Annotated in this window: 17 protein-coding genes; 12 read left to right on the top strand and 5 right to left on the bottom strand. The window is 66.2% G+C overall.

The features are described 5' to 3' along the window. The first annotated feature begins 14 nt into the window (after positions 1 to 14). The gene (locus tag JOE66_RS12285) at positions 15 to 1,283 is read left to right on the top strand and encodes a cysteine desulfurase family protein (protein ID WP_205109835.1); all 1,269 of its coding nucleotides are present in this window, start codon (positions 15 to 17) and stop codon (positions 1,281 to 1,283) included. 37 nt (positions 1,284 to 1,320) lie between these two features. Here the strand turns inward: JOE66_RS12285 and JOE66_RS12280 are convergent, their stop codons facing one another. Beyond that, positions 1,321 to 2,319 carry an endonuclease/exonuclease/phosphatase family protein gene (locus tag JOE66_RS12280; protein WP_205109833.1) on the bottom strand — a complete coding sequence of 333 codons (999 nt, stop codon included), beginning with the start codon at positions 2,317 to 2,319 and terminating at the stop codon, positions 1,321 to 1,323. 142 nt (positions 2,320 to 2,461) lie between these two features. Between JOE66_RS12280 and mnmA the strand changes: the two genes are divergently transcribed. From mnmA to gatB, 5 genes are all read left to right on the top strand, one after another. Continuing rightward, a complete protein-coding gene (mnmA, locus tag JOE66_RS12275; protein ID WP_205109831.1) occupies positions 2,462 to 3,613 on the top strand; it encodes a tRNA 2-thiouridine(34) synthase MnmA in 1,152 nt (383 codons plus the stop codon). Positions 3,614 to 3,626: 13 nt separating this feature from the next. Next, positions 3,627 to 5,939 (top strand): NAD-dependent DNA ligase LigA, encoded by a 2,313-nt coding sequence (gene ligA / locus JOE66_RS12270; protein WP_205109829.1) that lies wholly within the window; start codon positions 3,627 to 3,629, stop codon positions 5,937 to 5,939. A 235-nt stretch (positions 5,940 to 6,174) separates the two neighbouring features. Beyond that, positions 6,175 to 6,495 (top strand): Asp-tRNA(Asn)/Glu-tRNA(Gln) amidotransferase subunit GatC, encoded by a 321-nt coding sequence (gatC, locus tag JOE66_RS12265; protein WP_307827296.1) that lies wholly within the window; start codon positions 6,175 to 6,177, stop codon positions 6,493 to 6,495. Further along, a complete protein-coding gene (gene gatA / locus JOE66_RS12260) occupies positions 6,492 to 8,039 on the top strand; it encodes an Asp-tRNA(Asn)/Glu-tRNA(Gln) amidotransferase subunit GatA (protein WP_205109827.1) in 1,548 nt (515 codons plus the stop codon). The genes gatC and gatA overlap by 4 nt, the downstream gene beginning before the upstream one ends. Further along, entirely contained in the window at positions 8,039 to 9,553 is a 1,515-nt protein-coding gene (gene gatB / locus JOE66_RS12255; protein ID WP_205109825.1) for an Asp-tRNA(Asn)/Glu-tRNA(Gln) amidotransferase subunit GatB, read from the top strand. The genes gatA and gatB overlap by 1 nt, the downstream gene beginning before the upstream one ends. A gap of 26 nt (positions 9,554 to 9,579) precedes the next feature. On the opposite strand, the gene JOE66_RS12250 is transcribed toward gatB, so the two are convergent. Both JOE66_RS12250 and JOE66_RS12245 read right to left on the bottom strand, forming a co-directional pair. Then, positions 9,580 to 10,236, bottom strand: a complete 657-nt coding sequence (locus tag JOE66_RS12250) for a DUF1345 domain-containing protein (RefSeq protein ID WP_307827182.1) — start codon at positions 10,234 to 10,236, stop codon at positions 9,580 to 9,582. 28 nt (positions 10,237 to 10,264) lie between these two features. Next, positions 10,265 to 11,626, bottom strand: a complete 1,362-nt coding sequence (locus JOE66_RS12245; protein ID WP_307827181.1) for an MFS transporter — start codon at positions 11,624 to 11,626, stop codon at positions 10,265 to 10,267. Positions 11,627 to 11,748: 122 nt separating this feature from the next. Here JOE66_RS12245 and JOE66_RS12240 point away from each other — a divergent pair, with 122 nt between their 5' ends. The 4 genes from JOE66_RS12240 (at position 11,749) to JOE66_RS12225 (ending at position 14,511) form a co-directional block, all read left to right on the top strand. Then, positions 11,749 to 12,609: a LysR substrate-binding domain-containing protein gene (locus JOE66_RS12240; protein WP_205109823.1), complete on the top strand. Its 861-nt coding sequence runs from the start codon at positions 11,749 to 11,751 to the stop codon at positions 12,607 to 12,609. Between the two features lie 50 nt (positions 12,610 to 12,659). Continuing rightward, positions 12,660 to 13,304 carry an isochorismatase family protein gene (locus JOE66_RS12235; RefSeq protein ID WP_205109821.1) on the top strand — a complete coding sequence of 215 codons (645 nt, stop codon included), beginning with the start codon at positions 12,660 to 12,662 and terminating at the stop codon, positions 13,302 to 13,304. A gap of 29 nt (positions 13,305 to 13,333) precedes the next feature. After that, positions 13,334 to 13,765: a nitroreductase/quinone reductase family protein gene (locus tag JOE66_RS12230; RefSeq protein ID WP_205109818.1), complete on the top strand. Its 432-nt coding sequence runs from the start codon at positions 13,334 to 13,336 to the stop codon at positions 13,763 to 13,765. A 92-nt stretch (positions 13,766 to 13,857) separates the two neighbouring features. Next, a complete protein-coding gene (locus JOE66_RS12225) occupies positions 13,858 to 14,511 on the top strand; it encodes a hypothetical protein (protein ID WP_205109817.1) in 654 nt (217 codons plus the stop codon). An 11-nt stretch (positions 14,512 to 14,522) separates the two neighbouring features. On the opposite strand, the gene JOE66_RS12220 is transcribed toward JOE66_RS12225, so the two are convergent. After that, positions 14,523 to 15,494 carry an SDR family oxidoreductase gene (locus tag JOE66_RS12220; RefSeq protein ID WP_205109815.1) on the bottom strand — a complete coding sequence of 324 codons (972 nt, stop codon included), beginning with the start codon at positions 15,492 to 15,494 and terminating at the stop codon, positions 14,523 to 14,525. A gap of 59 nt (positions 15,495 to 15,553) precedes the next feature. Here JOE66_RS12220 and JOE66_RS12215 point away from each other — a divergent pair, with 59 nt between their 5' ends. Next, positions 15,554 to 16,063: a GNAT family N-acetyltransferase gene (locus tag JOE66_RS12215; protein ID WP_205109813.1), complete on the top strand. Its 510-nt coding sequence runs from the start codon at positions 15,554 to 15,556 to the stop codon at positions 16,061 to 16,063. A 4-nt stretch (positions 16,064 to 16,067) separates the two neighbouring features. On the opposite strand, the gene JOE66_RS12210 is transcribed toward JOE66_RS12215, so the two are convergent. Beyond that, positions 16,068 to 16,736 carry a GAP family protein gene (locus JOE66_RS12210; RefSeq protein ID WP_205109811.1) on the bottom strand — a complete coding sequence of 223 codons (669 nt, stop codon included), beginning with the start codon at positions 16,734 to 16,736 and terminating at the stop codon, positions 16,068 to 16,070. 81 nt (positions 16,737 to 16,817) lie between these two features. On the opposite strand from JOE66_RS12210, the gene JOE66_RS12205 reads away from it, so the two are divergent. Then, entirely contained in the window at positions 16,818 to 18,026 is a 1,209-nt protein-coding gene (locus JOE66_RS12205) for an MFS transporter (RefSeq protein ID WP_205109809.1), read from the top strand. The last annotated feature ends 47 nt before the right edge of the window (positions 18,027 to 18,073 follow it).

Here is an 18,073-nt window from a genome sequence, read left to right as displayed (position 1 = left end):
AGTCTTGGGCGAACATGGCGATCTACCTCGATCACGCGGCGACTACGCCGATGATTCCGGATGCCCTGCAGGCCTACATCGGGGCGCTCAGTGTGGTCGGCAACCCGTCGTCCATCCACTCGCAGGGGCAGCAGGCCAAGCAGCTGCTCGAGGAGTCGCGTGAGGTGGTCGCGGCCTCGCTCGGAGCCGACGCTGTCGAGGTCGTCTTCACTTCGGGGGGCACGGAGTCGATCAACCTCGGGATCAAGGGCCTGTACTGGAACCGGCAGCAGGCGCAGCGTCCGCGGCCGCGCATCCTGGTGCCCGGTGGCGAACACCATGCGACGAACGATGCCGTCGAGTGGCTGGTGCGGCACGAGGGAGCCGTCGTCGAGTGGCTGCCGGTCGATGAGTTCGGGCGACTCCACCCCTCCGTCTTGGGTGCCGCGCTCGCCGCCGGGCACGGCGACGAGAAAGTGACGCAAACGGCGCTTCGGAGCGGCGCCGAGAGCAGTTTGCGTCACTTCGGCGGGCCGGGGTTCGGCGCAGAGGACGTCGCGCTGGTGAGCTTCTTGTGGGCAAACAACGAGGTGGGCACGATCCAGCCCGTCGCCGAACTCGCGGCCGTGGCGGCGGAGTTCGGGGTTCCCGTGCACGTCGACGCGGTCTCGGCCTACGGGTACCTGCCGATCGACTTCCACGCAATCGGAGTCGCAGCGCTCAGCGTCTCTGCGCACAAGATCGGTGGGCCGGTCGGCGTCGGTGCGCTGGTGGTGTCGCGCACCGCCGAGGTCGTGCCTCTGATCCACGGCGGGAACCAGCAACGAGGCCGCTCGGGCACGCAGGATGCCGCGGGGGCCGTGGCGTTCGCCGCAGCCGCGCGGTCGGCGACTGCAGGGCTGCCGAAGTTTGCCGCGTCGCTGGCCGGCCTTCGCGATCGCCTGGTGGCGGGCATCCGGTCGGCTGTGCCCTCTGCGGTGCTGAGGGGCGACCCGGATGCTGCCGGCCGACTACCGGGCAACGCTCACTTCACGTTCGCCGGGTGTGAGGGCGATTCGCTGCTCTTCCTGCTCGATGTCGCCGGGTTCTCGGTGTCGACGGGCTCCGCGTGCCAGGCAGGAGTGCCGGAGGTCTCGCACGTGCTCACTGCGATGGGTGTGCCGGAGACAGAGGCGCGCGGTGCCCTGCGATTCACGATCGGCCACGGAACGACCGAAGCCGACGTCGACGCACTCGTGGCGGCGCTGCCCGCTGCGGTGGCCCGTGCCTCGAAGGCCGGCTTCGCTGACCGCACCGTCGGCTGAGCCCGCGAGCTGCCGCACTCCGCGAGAAGCCAGGGCTTCAGAGGTTCATGCTCGTCAGGATGGCGCGGTGGTCGCTGTCGCCGGCGCTGAGTGTCGTGTTGGACGTCACCGTCATTCCTCGTTGGAGGAGGTGGTCGAGACGCGTCAGGGGGAGCGGGGTGGGCCAGGTGCTGCCGAACATGCCCTCGCTCTGGTTGGACTCCGCCAGCTGCGATTCGATTCCCGCCATGGCCCTGTCGGTGGAGGCGGCGTTGAAGTCGCCCACCGCGATCACCCGGTTGTTCTCATCTCGCGGCAGGGTGGTGGCGAGTGCGGAGAGCATCGAGTCTCGCGCAGAGACGTCTCCCGGCCGGGCCGAGGCAGCGTGGATGACGTAGATGCTGACAAGGCCCTGCGGTGTCTGCAGGTCGGCGGCGAGGGCCCTGTTCCAGCCCAGGCCGAGGTTCAGGGGCTGCGCGTTGAGGACGGGGTACTTGCTCCACAGCCCGACGGTGCCGACTCCGTACGAATAGGGATATGCCGACGCGAGGGTCGAGGAGATGGTGTCGAAGTCGGTCGAGGTCATCTCTTCGAGAGCGATCACGTCGGCCCCGGTCGCGGCGAGGGTCGTAGCCGACTGGGAACCGGTGCCCGAGGTCGCTTCGATGTTCTGGCTGGCGACGGTGAGGCTCGTTCCCTCTGCCGTCGACGGTGGCACAGCACTCCAGGAGAGCGGCACGACCGAGGGGCCGAACAGCAGCGCCCAGGCCGCGATCGGCGCCAGAACGGCGAGCCAGGCCCGGCGCCGCCTGCTGAGGAGCGCGAGCAGGGCGAGAGGGGCTACGAGCAGCCCGAACCAGGGGATCGCCGTGTCGAGTACCAGGCCCACACCGGCGATGTCGGGCACGGCAGTGTGGAAGACCAGCAGGCCGACGAGCACCAGCGAGAGGATGACCGTGGTGATGCCGAGCGTCGTGCTGCCCCGTCGTGGCTCGACAGTCCGCCCCTCAGGTGCGCTGAGGGGGACCGGGCGGGTCGGAGTGGAAAGAAAGGACATCCCGTCTACCTTCCCCCACGAAACTGACTGCTGAGTGAACATCTCCTCCACATGCACGCGTGTCGATTCGGGTTCTGCACAGTACCGACGAGTGAGGCTTCTCCCGAGGGCATCGTCGGAGGGTCAGCTTAGACTTGTGCACATGAGAGTTCTGGCAGCAATGAGCGGCGGTGTCGATTCCGCGGTGGCCGCCGCGCGGGCGGTCGAGGCCGGTCACGACGTGGTGGGGGTTCACCTTGCCCTCAGCCGCATGCCGGGCACCCTGCGCACCGGCAGCAGGGGCTGCTGCACGATCGAGGACTCGTCAGACGCCCAGCGTGCCGCGAACATCATCGGCATTCCGTACTACGTCTGGGATTTCTCTGAGAGATTCAAGCTCGACGTGGTCGACGACTTCATCGCCGAGTACACGGCAGGCAGAACTCCGAATCCCTGCATGCGCTGCAACGAGCGCATCAAGTTCGCCGCGCTGCTAGAGAAGGCGCTCGACCTCGGGTTCGACGCGGTGGCGACGGGCCACTACGCGACGATCGTGACCGACGGCGACGGCAACCGGGAGCTCCATCGTGCTAGCGCCTGGGCGAAAGACCAGAGTTACGTTCTCGGGGTGCTGACAGCGGAGCAGCTCGCACACTCCCTGTTCCCCCTCGGGGCGACGCCGTCGAAGGCGCTGGTCAGGGCCGAGGCCGCCGAACGCGGCTTCAGTGTCGCGAACAAACCAGACAGCCACGACATCTGTTTCATTCCCGACGGCGACACCAAGGGGTGGCTTGCCGACAAGGTCGGCACAGCAACGGGTGACATCGTCGAACGCGACGGCACCGTGGTGGGCAGCCACGAGGGTGCGCACAGTTTCACCGTGGGCCAACGCCGTGGCCTGCACCTCGGCCGGCTGGCCGAAGACGGCCGTCGGCGCTTCGTGCTCGAGGTCAAGCCCGCGAGCAACACGGTCGTCGTCGGCCCGAAGGAGGCACTTGCCATCGCCGAGATCGCCGGGTCTCGGTTCACCTGGGCGGGGCGTGCCCCCGAGCATCCGGAGCTCGCCTTCGAGTGCGAGGTGCAGATCCGTGCGCATGCTGACCCCGTGCCGGCAGTTGCCCAGGTCGTTGCCGCGGGCGATGACGGTTCGAACGAACTCGTGATCAGGCCGCACAACCCGCTCATCGGGGTTTCACCCGGGCAGACGGCGGTCGTCTACATCGGAACACGAGTGTTGGGGCAGACCACCATCGATCGCACCGTGAGTGCCGTACCCGCAAACACGGCCCCAGCGGCAGCGACCGCAGCAGCGTAGAAAGTAGTCGCCGATGACCGCGAGTTCGCTGGAGAATCTGTCGCTCGAAGCAGCCGCAGACCGAGCGGCAGCGCTGGCGCAGCGTGTGCAGGAGCTGCGCGATGCCTACTACGACAAAGACTCCTCGCTGGTCTCCGATGAGGAGTACGACACCCTCTTGCGGCAGCTCGGCGAGCTCGAAAGGTTCTTCCCCGAGCTCCAGAGCCAGGACAGCCCGACACAGACTGTGGGTGGCCGGGCGGAGACCACTCTCTTCGATCCCGTGCAACACGCGGAGCGCATGCTGAGCCTCGACAATGTGTTCTCGCTCGAGGAGTTCGCTGAATGGGCGAGCAAGGTCGAGCGGGATTCCGGTCGTGCTGTGCACTACCTCTGCGAGTTGAAGATCGATGGTCTTGCACTCAATCTGCGGTATCTGAATGGGGTTCTGCTCTCGGCCGCGACACGAGGTGACGGAGTCGTCGGTGAAGACGTCACGGAGAACGTCGCGATGATTCCCGGAATCCCCGCACGGCTCACCCCGGTCGAGGGCCTGGAGTTCCCGCCGGTCATGGAGGTGCGGGGTGAGGTCTTCTTTCCGACCGCGGCGTTCGATGATCTCAATGCGGCCCAGGTCTCGGCGGGCGAGCGCGTCTTTGCCAACGCCCGGAATGCAGCGAGCGGCTCGCTTCGCCAGAAATCCGAGAACAAGAATCCCGATCAGCTCGCGTTGATGGAGGCGCGACTCGGCCGGCTCCGAATGCTGGTGCACGGTATCGGCGCCTGGCCCGAGCCGCCCGTGCGGTCGCAGTCCGAGGTCTACGGCGTTCTGAAGGGCTGGGGACTGCCGACGAGTACTCACTACGAGGTGAAACCGAGTGCCGCGGAGGCCGCCGATTTCATCGAATACTACGGTGAACACCGGTACAGCGTCGAGCATGAGCTCGATGGCATTGTCATCAAGGTCGATGAGCTTGCCCTCCACCAGGAGCTGGGAGCGACGAGCCGCGCCCCGCGCTGGGCGATCGCCTACAAGTACCCACCAGAACAGGTGCAGACGAAACTGCTCGACATCGTCGTCAGCGTCGGGCGCACGGGCAGGGCGACACCGTTCGCTGTGATGCAGAAGGTGCGCGTCGCTGGGTCTGAGGTTCGCCAGGCCACACTCCACAACCAGGACGTTGTGAAAGCAAAGGGCGTACTCATCGGAGACACTGTCATTCTCCGCAAGGCGGGCGACGTGATCCCCGAGGTGCTCGGCCCGGTGGTCGAACTCCGCGACGGCACTGAACGCGAGTTCGTGATGCCGGAGTTCTGCCCGGAGTGCGGCACCCGGCTCGCCCCCGCGAAAGAGAACGACGTCGACCTGCGCTGCCCCAACGCGCGCAGTTGCCCCGCGCAGGTGCGCGGGCGGGTCGAGCACGTCGGCTCGCGGGGAGCGCTCGACATCGAAGTGCTCGGTGAGGTCGCCGCCGCGGCACTGACCCAGCCTGTCGAACCGGAGACACCACCACTCATTACCGAGGCCGGCCTGTTCGACCTCACCCTGGAGCAGATCTTTCCGATCACCACCACCGTTCGTGATTCAGAGACGGGGCTGGAGAAGCTCGGCGACGACGATCTGCCCAAACGCGAGGCACCGTTTCGGCGTCGCCGGAAGAAGAAGGACGGCCCGTTCGTTCCTGGCGGCGAATTCTCCGGAGACGAACTGTTCGTTCCCTCGAGCAACGCGATTCGACTGATCGACAACATCGCCAAGGCCAGAACCAGCCCGCTCTGGCGAATCCTGGTCGCGCTGAGCATCCGTCACGTCGGCCCGGTGGCCGCCCGTGCGCTGGCTGACTATTTCGGCTCACTCGACGCCATCAGGGCTGCAACTGCTGAGGAGCTCGCATCGGTCGACGGCGTAGGCAGCATCATCGCTGAGGCGCTCGCCGACTGGTTCGCCGTGGACTGGCACCTCGAGATCATCGACACCTGGGCAGCGGCTGGCGTGCAGTTCGCCACTCCGGGTCACCCGGGCCCGGGAGCTGCAGCGGTCGCCGGGGGAACCCTGGCAGGGCTGACGGTCGTCGCCACCGGATCCCTGGAGGGATTCACGCGTGAGGGTGCGGTCGAGGCCATCATCGCCGCTGGAGGGAAAGCCGCGTCGTCGGTGAGCAAGAAGACCGACTTCGTGGCGGCAGGCCCTGGTGCCGGGTCGAAGCTGCCCAAAGCCGAAGCGCTGGGAGTGCGCGTCATCGATGCGGCCCAGTTCGCACTGCTGCTCGCCGAGGGGCCCGAGGCGCTCGGCCCGCCACCTGCAGTGGTGACTGGTGAGCCCGGAAAAGAGGCAGCAGCCACCTGACCGGATTGCTGCGCGCGGCCCGCACCCTCCGCGGAATCGTACCGGGCATCGGGTGCAGCATCCACCGCACCGATCACCGGCACGGCGACCGAATACACTTGACTGGTTCACCGCCGTGCGTATGCGCGCGAGACACGAAGCCCTACGGAGTAGCATGCCCCCCGAAATGCCCCCGGCCGCATCAGCACACGCCGATCAGCCCGCCACCATCAGCACCAGCGCGAACAGCAGGCCTGTGCAGAACGACACGACCGGCCCCGGTGAGATCACCGCCGACCAGGTGTCGCACCTCGCCAACCTCGCCCGCATTCGCCTCACGTCCGCTGAGATCACCAAGCTCACCGGCGAACTGAAGGCGATTGTCGACAACGTCGCGAAGGTGATCGAGGTCGCTACCCCCGATGTGCCGGCGACCAGCCACCCGATTCCGCTCCAGAACGTTTACCGCCCCGACGTCGTGGGTGTCACGCTCACGCAGGAGCAGGCGCTCTCGGGCGCGCCCGATCACGACGGCAGCCGGTTCCGCGTCTCCGCCATTCTGGGAGAAGAGCAGTGAGCCACGACCTGACCCGCCTGACCGCCTCCGCGCTCGCTGAGAAGCTCAGCTCCGGCGACGTTTCGAGCCTCGAGGCGACGGATGCCCACCTCAACCGCATCGCTGCCGTCGACCGTGATGTGCACGCCTTCCTGCACGTCGCATCCGAAGCAGCCCGTGCCACGGCCGAAGCGATCGACAAGCGCCGGGCAGCAGGAGAGAGACTCGGCCCGCTCGCCGGCGTTCCCATCGCCATCAAAGACGTGCTCTGCACCATCGACATGCCGTCGACTGCCGGATCGAAGATCCTGCAGGGCTGGGTCCCGCCGTACGACGCGACCGTCGTTCGCAAACTCCGCGATGCCGACCTGGTTCCTCTCGGCAAGACCAACATGGATGAGTTCGCCATGGGTTCGTCGACCGAGCATTCCGCGTACGGTCCCACGCACAACCCGTGGGATCTCGAGCGCATTCCGGGTGGTTCCGGCGGTGGATCGGCCGCTGCCGTCGCCGCCTTCGAAGCGCCCCTCGCGCTCGGAAGTGACACCGGTGGTTCGATCCGCCAGCCCGCGGCCCTGACCGGCAGCGTCGGTGTCAAACCCACCTACGGCGGAGTGAGCCGGTACGGTGCCATCGCGCTGGCCTCCTCGCTCGACCAGGTCGGCCCCGTGAGCCGCACCGTTCTCGACGCCGCGCTGCTGCACGACGTGATCGGCGGCCATGACCCCCGCGACTCGACCTCTCTCACCGACACCTGGCCGAGTTTCGCCGCCGCAGCGCGCTCGGGTGCCGAGAACCGCAGCCTGAAAGGGCTCAAGATCGGTATCGTCAAGGAACTTCAGGGCGACGGCTTCCAGTCCGGCGTCACCCGGCGCTTCGAGGAGGCCGTCGCGCTCCTCACTGAGGCCGGCGCCGACGTGGTCGAGGTGAGCACCCCGAGCTTCGAGTACGCGATCTCGGCGTACTACCTGATCCTTCCAGCCGAGGCGTCGAGCAACCTGGCGAAGTTCGACTCGGTGCGCTTCGGCCTCCGGGTGAACCCGGTCGGCGGCGGCACCGTCGAAGACGTGATGTCGGCCACTCGCGAAGCCGGTTTTGGCGACGAGGTGAAGCGCCGCATCATCCTCGGTACCTACGCACTGAGCGCCGGCTACTACGACGCCTATTACGGCAGCGCGCAGAAGGTGCGTACGCTCATCCAGCGTGACTTCGCCCGCGTGTTCTCCGACGTCGACGTGCTGGTCAGCCCGAGCGCACCCACGACCGCGTTCAAGCTCGGCGAGAAGCTCGAAGACCCGCTGGCGATGTACCTGAACGACCTCACCACCATTCCGGCCAACCTCGCTGGCGTACCCGGTATCAGCCTGCCCGTGGGGCTTGCGCCTGAAGACGGGCTGCCGGTGGGCATCCAGTTCATGGCGCCGGCGCGGCAGGATGCCCGGCTCTACAGCCTCGGGGCGACCCTCGAGGCCCTGCTCGAAGAGAAGTGGGGCCACACTCTGCTCAGCCAGGCGCCCGCGCTCGAGTCCGGCGAAATGTTCGCCTCTGAAGAAGGTGCAGTCTGATGGCCAAGGCCGAACTGATGGATTACGACAAAGCGATCGAACTCTTCGAGCCGGTGCTCGGCTTCGAGGTGCACGTCGAACTCAACACCAAGACGAAGATGTTCTCTGACGCGCCGAACTTCTTCGGCGGGGAGCCGAACACGAACGTGACCCCGGTCGACCTCGGCCTGCCGGGCTCGCTGCCCGTCGTGAACGAGCAGGCCGTGAAGTACTCGATCAGCCTGGGGCTGGCCCTCGGATGCTCGATCGCACCGGTCTCGCGCTTCGCGCGGAAGAACTACTTCTACCCTGACCTGGCGAAGAACTACCAGATTTCACAGTTCGACGAGCCCATCGCCGTGGGCGGCTCTGTCGACGTCGAACTCGCTGACGGCCGCATCTTCACGGTGCCGATCGAGCGCGCTCACATGGAAGAAGACGCAGGCAAGCTGACCCACGTCGGCGGAGCAACCGGCCGCATCCAGGGGGCGGAGTATTCGCTCGTCGACTACAACCGCGCCGGTGTACCGCTGGTGGAGATCGTCACCGACATCATCTACGGTGCTGAAGGCGACGCTCCGGAGCTCGCCAAGGCCTACGTCTCGACGATCCGTGACATCGTCGTCTCGCTCGGAATCTCCGATGCGAAGATGGAGCGCGGAAACCTGCGCTGCGACGCGAACATCTCGCTGCGCCCGCGCACCGCTCCCGGCGAAACCCCGGCAAAGCTGGGCACACGCACCGAGACGAAGAACGTCAACTCGCTGCGCTCGGTGGAGCGGGCCATCCGCTACGAGATCCAGCGACAGGCTGCGATTCTGGCCAGGGGTGGAACGATCATCCAGGAGACCAGGCACTGGCACGAAGACACCGGCCAGACCTCGGCCGGCCGGCCCAAGAGCGACGCTGACGACTATCGGTACTTCCCGGAGCCCGACCTGCTGCCCGTTGCGCCCTCGGCCGAACTGATTGCCGAACTCCGCGCGGCGCTTCCCGAGGCGCCCGTCATGCGTCGTCGCCGGTTGAAGGCCGACTGGGGTTTCACCGACCTCGAGTTTCAGGATGTCGTGAACTCCGGGCTTCTCACCGAGATCGTCGAGACCACGGCAGCAGGTGCGTCTGCCCAGGCTGCCCGCAAGTGGTGGACCGGCGAGATCGCCCGCGTCGCGAACCAGCGCGGCGTCGATGCGTCGAGCCTCGTGTCTCCGCTTCACGTCTCTGAGCTGATCGCTCTTGTCGAGTCGGGAAAGCTGACCGACAGGCTTGCGCGCCAGGTGTTGGAGGGTGTGATCGAGGGTGAAGGCACGCCAGACGAGGTCGTCGCCGGTCGTGGGCTTGCTGTCGTCTCAGACGACGGTGCTCTGATCGCCGCGATCGACGAGGCACTCGCCTCCCAGCCTGACGTGCTGGCGAAGATCCGCGACGGCAAGGTTCAGGCAGCCGGTGCGGTGATCGGTGCCGTCATGAAGGCGATGAAGGGCCAGGCCGACGCTGCCCGCGTTCGCGAGCTGGTGTTGGAACGAGCAAACAGCTGACACCGACGGGCAGACAGCGTTGGAGTTCAGTGCGCCAACCCCGCAATGAGGTTGATCGCCGCGGCGAGGATGACGGCCCCGAACAGGTACGACAGCAGCGCGTGCCGGAGTGCCGTCGAGCGGAATTCGCTGGACTGGAACGACGTGTCTGAGACCTGGTATGTCATTCCGATCGTGAAAGCCACGTAGGCGAAATCGGTGTACCGCGGCTTCGCGTCCTGGTTGAAGTCGATCCCGCCGTCGGTTCCCCGGTAGTAGATCGAGGCGTACCGCAGCATGTACAGCGTGTGTACCAGTACCCACGACAGCGTCAGGCCTGTGACGGCGAGTGCGCCGCTGCCGAAGCGTGCCACGCCCGACTGATTGCCCGACCCGATCAGAACGACGACGACCGCTCCGATGCTGGCGAGGCTGGCGAGCAGGATCAGCAGCTCCGCAATCGGCCGCGACGGGTCTTCGCGCGTCGCGTGCGCTTCCGTCTGCGCCGCGTCGTAGCGATGCGTCCGCGCCCACACCCAGATCGAGTAGAGCAGCGCCGCGCATCCCCAGCCGATGACCGCCGCTTCGATGCCGAGCCCGAATGCTACGGCTATTCCGGCGGCAACGACGCCCACGACCATCATCACCACGACACGGGTCGCCGTACGGTGACGGAGGGGAACGATGTTGTCGGCAGAACTCACTCTTGGATCTTGCCACGACCGCGAACGATCAGGCCTTCTGACCCGCCACGAGCACCTCGTCACGGGGGCTTCGTGTGACGATGCTCAGGAATCGTGGCTCTCGTCGAAGACTGATTCGTAAGCGAAGCTGTCCCTGTCGCGCCAGTACGATTCCGATCACCACGGCCGCCACGACGGGAGCGAGTCCGGAGACGGCCATGCCGACGTGGGCTCCGTACGTCTCGACCATCCATCCCATCAGCGGGCCCCCGACGGCCTGGCCGCCCAGGAGCAACAGCACGTACACCGACATCACCCGACCGCGCACCCCCATGTTCGAGGAGACCTGCACGAGCGAGTTGGCGCCCGTGATGAACAGCAGGTTGGCGAAACCGACCCCGACCAGAACGACGCAGAAGAACACCTGGCTCGGCATGAACCCTGCCACGGCCTGGAGCGCCCCGAAGAGGCCCGCCGTGAAGATCACCGTGCGCAGACGGATGCCGAGTCTCCGAGTCGACGCGATGGCGCCCGTGAAGGCGCCGACGGCCAGCAGCGTGTTGAAGAGCCCGTACCCGCCAGCACCGACCTCGAAGACATCACGTGCATACGCGGCCAGGAGAACCGGCATCGAGAAGGTGAACAGTGACATCACCGCGATCATCACCATCGTCCACAGGATGGCCGGCTTCGCAACGACGTACCGGAGTCCTTCGCGAAGCTGGCCCGGGGCGCGGACGGCGGGAGTCGTCGGGTGCAACTCGTCTACGCGGAGGCGGAGGAGTGCCGCCACGACGAACAGGCAGCTCGCGCCATTGATGGCGAACGACCATCCGGCCCCCACCGCGACGAGGAGCGCACCGCTCAGCGCCGGGCCGATGAGACCACCGAGCTGGAACACCGAAGAGTTGATGCTGATGGCATTGTGCAGCTTCGCAGGTCCCACGAGTTCGTTCACGAACACCTGCCGTGCGGGGTTGTCGAACACGGTGACGGTACCCACGAGAAAGGCGATGACGTAGACCTGCCAGACCTGCACACCGCCGCTGAGGGTGAGTGCGGCGAGGGCGCCGGCCAGCACGAACAGCGCCAGCTGGGTGGCCAGAAGGATCGATCGTCGGGAATGACGATCGACGAAGACTCCGCCGAACAGGCCGAAGAGCAGCATCGGGGCGAACTGCATGGCGACCGTGATTCCGACGGCCGCGACGCTGCCGGTGAGTTCGAGGACGAGCCAGTCCTGAGCGATGCGCTGCATCCAGGTGCCGGTCATCGACAGCAGGTTCGAGAAGGTGAAGAGCCGGTAGTTGCGAATGCGGAGCGAAACAAGGGTGTCGCGCCAGGCGGGCCTCTGGTGGATGACGCTGATGGGTGCGGTTGCAGGGAGTGCCTGCGAGAACGGTGGAGCCACGGTGAAACCTCTAGCCAGTATCGATAGGTGTTCTGTACTCCGACGGTATCGCGCAAAGTGACATTGAATTGCTAAATTGGAACTATTACTCCCATTACCTTTTCGAATGAAAGGCGCTGCACGTGTTCGAACCGATTCTGCTGAAGACTTTCCTTGCAGTCGCCGAGACGCACAGCTTCACGGCGGCGGCCCACCGGCTCGGCATCAGCCAGCCGACGGTGAGCCAGCACATCCGCAAGCTCGAAGTGGCGGCCGGGAGGATGCTCGTGGCGCGGGATACCCGCGATGTGCGCATGACCGACAACGGCGACGCTATGGCAGGCTTCGCGAGAACCATCCTCGCCGCCCACTCGGCGGCCTCGGCCTACTTCACCGGATCGGCGATGAAGGGTCGCCTGAGATTCGGCGCGGCAGACGATCTCGCCATCACGCAGCTGCCGCGGATCCTCCGGCACTTCCGCCAGTTGTATCCGCAGATCAATCTCGAGCTCACCGTCAACCAGAGCACGCCCCTCTACCGTCGGCTGAAGAGCGGCCAACTCGATCTGATCTTCATCAAGCGCATGTCCGACTCCGATGAGGGTTCGCTCGTGCGACGCGACGACCTGGTGTGGGTCGGGCAGGAGAAGACGCTGGTCGAGCCGGGCATTCCTGTGCCCCTCATCGCCTACCAGGCGCCGAGCATCAGTCGCCAGAGTGCGATCGACGCCCTGGAGAACGCTGGTCGCACCTGGCGCATCACCTGCAACACGCGCGAGGTCAACGGCATGCTCGCGGCCGTGCGGGCCGGCCTCGGCATCGCAGTGTTCCCGCAGTCGCTCATCCCCGACGACCTGGTCACCGTCGGGCAGCGGTTCGGTCTGCCCGAGCTCGGACATGTCGATTTCCGGCTCCTCTCCAACCCGTCTGCACCCGCTGCGCCCATCGAGGCTCTCACTACGGCGATCATGGGTCGCCCACTGAGCCAGCCCCGGACCGTCTAGCGTAGGAAGATACCGAAGAGACCATCGTCTGCACGACGACAGGAGAAATCATGAATCGCGCCCTCATCGTCATCGATGTGCAGAACGAGTACATCGACGGCAGTCTGCGGGTCACGTATCCGCCACTCGGCGTCAGCGTGCCCAACATCCTCGCCGCCATGCAGGCCGCGACCGGCGCTCACGTGCCGATAGTGATCGTGCAGCACGTTGCGCCGGAGTCGTCCCCGATCTTTGCAACAGGCAGCCACGGCGGCGCGTTGCTGGCGAGTGTGGCCGAGCATCCACGCAGCCTTCTCGTCGACAAGACCGAGGACTCGGCTTTCGACGGCACCGTGCTCGGCGCCTGGCTGGCGGCAGAAGAGGTCGACACGATCACGATCGCCGGATATATGACGCAGAACTGCGACGAAGCGACCGCACGCGATGCCGTTCAGCGCGGGTTCGGCGTCGAACTGCTCTCTGACGCCACCGGTACCCTCGACTTCGCGAACGAGGCCGGTTCGATCTCGGCCCAGGCGCTCCACGAGAGCGTGCTGGTCGTTCTGCAGAGCGGTTTCGCTGCGGTCACGACCACGGCCGAGTGGGTGGATGCCCTGCAGACCGGCGCCGCCCTGTCGCCGTCAGACATCTTCGCGAGCACCGCGGGGGCTCGTACGAGGCAGACCCCCGCTGCCGCTTCACAGGAAACCCGATAGGGCCGCCAGGCATGCCATCAACTGTGTTCATGAAGGCCATGGAGTCGTCGCACCGCTTCGTGCAGTGGATCACCCGGGGTCGCGTCGGCTGGTCGATCAACCAGATGCCGGTGATCGAGCTCACGACCATCGGGCGTCGAAGTGGCGAGAGACGGGCCACGATGCTGACGTCTCCGTTTCACGACGGCGATCTGTACGTCGTCGTCGCCTCGCGCGGTGGTGACGACAGGCATCCGGCCTGGTTCCTGAACCTCGAGAGCAACCCGAACGTCGACGTGGTGATCGGGGGAGCGCCGTCGAAGCCGATGAATGCCCGCGTGGCGACGCCCGAGGAACGCGCGCGCCTGTGGCCGGTCATTACGAAGCGTTACGCCAACTACGCGGGGTACCAGATGAAGACGACGCGCGAGATCCCGCTCGTTTTGCTGGAGCCCAGGCCGACCGGGCCAATCGCAGGCTGAGGGTCACCGGTTCTGTCAAAGCTCTCAGAAAGCATGCGGCGAGATGACCTAGATTGTCACTTCGACCACACGATGAAGGGGCTGTCAGCACCATGGGATTTCTGGATCGATTGTTGGGCAGAGCCGAAGAGCCACCCCGCGTGAATGACCCGGCACCTCCTGCAGCGAAGTCGGCCGACGAGGTCGCGGTGGAACGCTACCGCTACCTGCTCCGAACGGCACCGCCCGAAACCATCGAGCAGGTGCACGCTGAGGCATTCGCCAAACTCACCCCGGCCCAGCGCGACATCATCTTCACTGAGCTCACGACCGCTGCACAGGCCGGAGATGCGCCAGCGTCGGCGACACCAGAAGCCCTGGCGCGCTCCGCGACCCGATCGGAGATCAGGCAGCCAGGGGTACTCGAACGAACGCTGTCAGGTCCGCAGTCCGGCCTCGGCGGGGGCATGGGGTTCGGCGGCATGTTCGCGAGTTCGCTGCTCGGTTCGGTGGCAGGCTTCGTGATCGGATCGGCCATCGCGCAGGCCTTCATTCCCGATTCGATCGGCAGCGACCAGAGCGCCGATGCCAGTCAGGCGTCAGACTCGCCCACTGACCAGCAGCCGGCTGAATCGGACACCTCTGCCGATTCGTCAGATCAGGCCGATACGGTCTCCGCCGACGGCGGCTCGGACGGTTTCGGCGGTGACTTCGGGGGCGGTTTCTCCGACTCGGGTTTCGGCGATTTCGGTGACTTCGGGCTCTGAGGCCCGCATCGTCAGTCCGTCGGGAAAGTCACGCCCGTCAGCGACTCTGACATCGACCAGAGCAATTCCGCGGGTCGCTCCTTGTCGGCGCGCTTGGCAAAGTGGGCAAATCCCGGTTCGCCGGTGAGCTCGAAGAAGCCAGAGGGCCCGAAGTAGTCGCCACCCAGGGCTTCGGGGTTTGTCGCTGCGAAGAGTTCTGGCAACGCGCCCTCTGCCGCCGACTGGGTCATTCCGGGGGCGGCATTCATGCGGCTCATGAAACCCGACGGCTTCTCCCGGCCGAGGTTCGGCCCCGACGATTGCAGATTCGTGCGGCTGAAGCCCGGGTGGGCGGCGACGCTCAGGATCTTCCAGCCGAGCGATGCACTCCGGCGAGCGAATTCCTTCGCGAACATGAGATTCGCGAGTTTGGACTGGCCGTAGGCGCCCCAGGCGTTGTAGTGGTTCTCCGATTGCAGGTCGTCGAAGTCGATCCGTCCCATCCAGTGCATGATGCTCGACATCGTGATCACCCGCGCGGAATCCGAGCGCATCAGTGCCGGCAGCAGACTGCCCGTCAGCGCGAAGTGCCCCAGGTGGTTCGTACCGAGCTGCAGTTCGAAACCGTCGTCGGTCAGGGTCCGTTTCGGCACAGCCATCACACCCGCGTTGTTGAAGAGCAGGTCGAGTGGATGCCCGTCTGCCACGACCTCGGAGGCGAGGCGTTCGACCGACGCGAGGGTGGCGAGATCGAGGCTCGCGAGGGTGACGGTTCCCCGTGCGGGTTGTGGCGACGCGACGCTCGCCAGAGACTGCAGCTCGCGCAGGGCCGCCTGGCCCTTCTCTGCAGAACGTGCGGTGATGATCACGTCGGCACCGGCCGCCATCAGTCGCTTGGCGGTTTCGAAGCCCAGGCCCGAGTTGGCCCCGGTCACGAGAGCACGTTTGCCCGTGAGCTCGGGAAGCACGATGTCGAACGGTCTGCGTGACGGTTTGCCGATCATCCTGCCAGCGTAATGCGCCGTGCGCCCACACTCGCCCGGGCTCGCGATACGGTCGGGGGATGAGTATTGTCGTTCGCCCGGTGTCGCCCGCCGATGAAACCCAGCTGCTGAGACTGAACAACGCCGCCGTGCCCGCGGTCAACGAACTCGATGAGGCGGCGCTCCGGGCGATCCTCAGTGACAGCCATCTCTCGATTGCCGTCGTCGACGAGCGTGACCTGCAGACCGTGCTCGGGTTCGTGGTGACCTTCGTGGCCGGTGCTCCCTACGACAGCGAGAACTATCGCTGGTTCGAGACCAGGTCAGACGACTTTCTCTATGTGGACCGGATCGTGGTGGCAGACGGCCACCGGGGCAGAAAGCTCGGGCAGGTGCTCTATTCGGCGGTGTTCGAGGCGGCTCGGGATGCCCGTCGGCGAGAGGTCTTCTGCGAGGTGAACCTGCAGCCACCCAACCCGGGCTCGCTCGCCTTCCACGGCCGCCTCGGGTTCAGCGAGGTCGGGCAGCAGGCCACGAAGGGCGGCACGGTCGTGGTGTCGCTGATGGCCGCTCAGGTCGCTGGCCGCTGAACGGCTAGAGGCGGGCGATTCCGGCACCGAGGATGACCACCCCGGCCATGATGAGCACCACGCTCGTCACGCTGTGGTTGTTGCGCACGACCCACTCCCGGGTCGCGTTGAGGGTGTCTTCCATCTTCTTGCCGAGAAGGGTGTAACCGACCACGGGGCCGGCGACGGTGCAGACGCCGACCACGGTGAAGATACCGAGAGGGATCAGTGACTCGGCTACACCCAGCCCGGCACTGCCGATCTCCACACCGGCTGCGATCGACAGCAGGAGGTTCTTCGGCCGGAACGCCAGTGCGAACCCGACGCCCACCGCGCTGAACAGATTGAGATGGTTCAGCGCTGACATCCACTTCGGAAGGCTCGGATCCATGTCGCTCTTCGACGCGCGGTACCACGAGATGCTCGCGTAGACCGTCAAGACGATTCCCGCGAGGATCTCCACCAGGCCCTGCCAGAACGGCGGGTTCGACGCGGTCGGCTGCGGTATCAGGCGGAACCCGACGCTGAGAACACTGACGACGAGGAAGACGCCGGCAGTGAACCCGATCATGAACGCGATTCCCACCGCGGGGGGAGTGGGGGAAAGCAGAATGAGGATGACAGCGATGATGGGAATGGAGCTGAGCGCGACCGCAAGGGCCAGCGGAAGAATGTGCCCGATCACCCCTGCCATACCGGTTAGTTTACGGTTATGCGGGTTCTCGCCGCGTCACGGCGCAGCGGCAACGTTCTCACGAGCATTTAGTGTGGAGTGATGCACACCACCGCGCCGCCCTTCGAGCGAACGCGCCCCTGGTTCATGTTGGCACTCGGCCTGTTCGCGCAGGTGGCCGGCACGGTCGCCGTGACCACTCCCGCTTTTCTCCTGCCACTGCTCACTACCGAACGAGGACTCTCCCTCGGGCAGGCCGGATTGCTGGTGGCGGCTCCGTCTCTCGGCATGGTTCTCACGCTGATCGCATGGGGCGCCCTCGCCGATGCGATCGGCGAGCACTGGGTCATCACGGCTGGGCTCACAGTGACAGCGCTTGCTGGCCTGGGTGCCTTCCTGTCGACCGATCTGGTCACGCTCGCCCTGTTCTTCGCTCTCGGCGGCATGGGCGCGGCCAGCGCCAACGCTGCCGGTGGTCGCCTCGTCGTGGGCTGGTTCCCGGCCAGGCGCAGAGGGCTGGCCATGGGAATCAGGCAGATGGCGCAACCCTTGGGCGTGGCCGTCGCGGCGCTCGTGATTCCGTCGCTCGCGGCAGCGGGTGGCCTGGGGGAGGCGCTGGTCTTCCCGCTCGCGATCACGGCGCTCGCGGCGGCTCTCTCCGCACTGTTCATCGTCGATCCGCACCGCCCGCCGCTGGCGGAAGGCTCGGCGACGGGGCGCCCCGCCAACCCCTACCGTACGAGCGCAGTGCTGTGGCGCATCCATCTCGTGTCGGTCCTCCTCGTGTTTCCGCAGTTCGTCGTCTCGACGTTCGCCCTGGTCTGGCTCATCACGGCCGAGGGATGGAGTCCTCTCGCGGCCGGGACCATCGTCGGCATTTCACAACTGGTCGGTGCCGTCGGTCGCATCGGGGTCGGAATCCTCTCCGACCGGATGGGCAGCCGCATGGGACCGCTGCGTATCGTCGCGGTGGCCGCGAGCCTGTCGATGCTGGTGCTGGCCGGCACCGATGTTCTCGGGTGGCCAGTGCTGGCCGCTCTCGCGGTCGTTGCCGCCTCGACCATCACGGTCGCCGACAACGGCCTGGCGTTCACTGCGGTAGCAGAGTTGGCCGGCGGCCGGTGGTCGGGCCGGGCCCTCGGCGCGCAGAACACAGCGCAGTTCCTGGCGGCCGCCGCCACGGCGCCGATCGCGGGTGGGCTGATTGCTCTCGTCGGGTTCGGTGGTGCGTTCGGGGTGACAGCGATTCTGCCCCTCGTCGCTCTCCCATTCGTCCCAATGAGGGACAAAATCAGCGGTAAATCCCTTTAGGCAACATCCGTGGCGAATTCTGTCTCTCCGCGCGTGGTAGCGTGCAA

The sequence above is a fragment of the Subtercola frigoramans genome (assembly GCF_016907385.1).
GTDB classification, from domain to species: Bacteria; Actinomycetota; Actinomycetes; order Actinomycetales; family Microbacteriaceae; genus Subtercola; species Subtercola frigoramans.
The sequence above is the reverse complement of the archived record's forward strand: the minus strand, read 5'-3'. Positions and strand labels throughout refer to the sequence as shown.

Bases quoted from the DNA above. Each gene is read 5' to 3' on its own strand.
- JOE66_RS12285 (WP_205109835.1), top strand. From the start codon at position 15: ATGGCGATCTACCTCGATCACGCGGCGACTACGCCGATGATTCCGGAT.
- JOE66_RS12280 (WP_205109833.1), bottom strand. From the start codon at position 2,319: ATGTCCTTTCTTTCCACTCCGACCCGCCCGGTCCCCCTCAGCGCACCT.
- mnmA (WP_205109831.1), top strand. From the start codon at position 2,462: ATGAGAGTTCTGGCAGCAATGAGCGGCGGTGTCGATTCCGCGGTGGCC.
- ligA (WP_205109829.1), top strand. From the start codon at position 3,627: ATGACCGCGAGTTCGCTGGAGAATCTGTCGCTCGAAGCAGCCGCAGAC.
- gatB (WP_205109825.1), top strand. From the start codon at position 8,039: ATGGCCAAGGCCGAACTGATGGATTACGACAAAGCGATCGAACTCTTC.
- JOE66_RS12235 (WP_205109821.1), top strand. From the start codon at position 12,660: ATGAATCGCGCCCTCATCGTCATCGATGTGCAGAACGAGTACATCGAC.
- JOE66_RS12230 (WP_205109818.1), top strand. From the start codon at position 13,334: ATGAAGGCCATGGAGTCGTCGCACCGCTTCGTGCAGTGGATCACCCGG.
- JOE66_RS12225 (WP_205109817.1), top strand. From the start codon at position 13,858: ATGGGATTTCTGGATCGATTGTTGGGCAGAGCCGAAGAGCCACCCCGC.
- JOE66_RS12220 (WP_205109815.1), bottom strand. From the start codon at position 15,494: ATGATCGGCAAACCGTCACGCAGACCGTTCGACATCGTGCTTCCCGAG.
- JOE66_RS12215 (WP_205109813.1), top strand. From the start codon at position 15,554: ATGAGTATTGTCGTTCGCCCGGTGTCGCCCGCCGATGAAACCCAGCTG.
- JOE66_RS12210 (WP_205109811.1), bottom strand. From the start codon at position 16,736: ATGGCAGGGGTGATCGGGCACATTCTTCCGCTGGCCCTTGCGGTCGCG.
- JOE66_RS12205 (WP_205109809.1), top strand. From the start codon at position 16,818: ATGCACACCACCGCGCCGCCCTTCGAGCGAACGCGCCCCTGGTTCATG.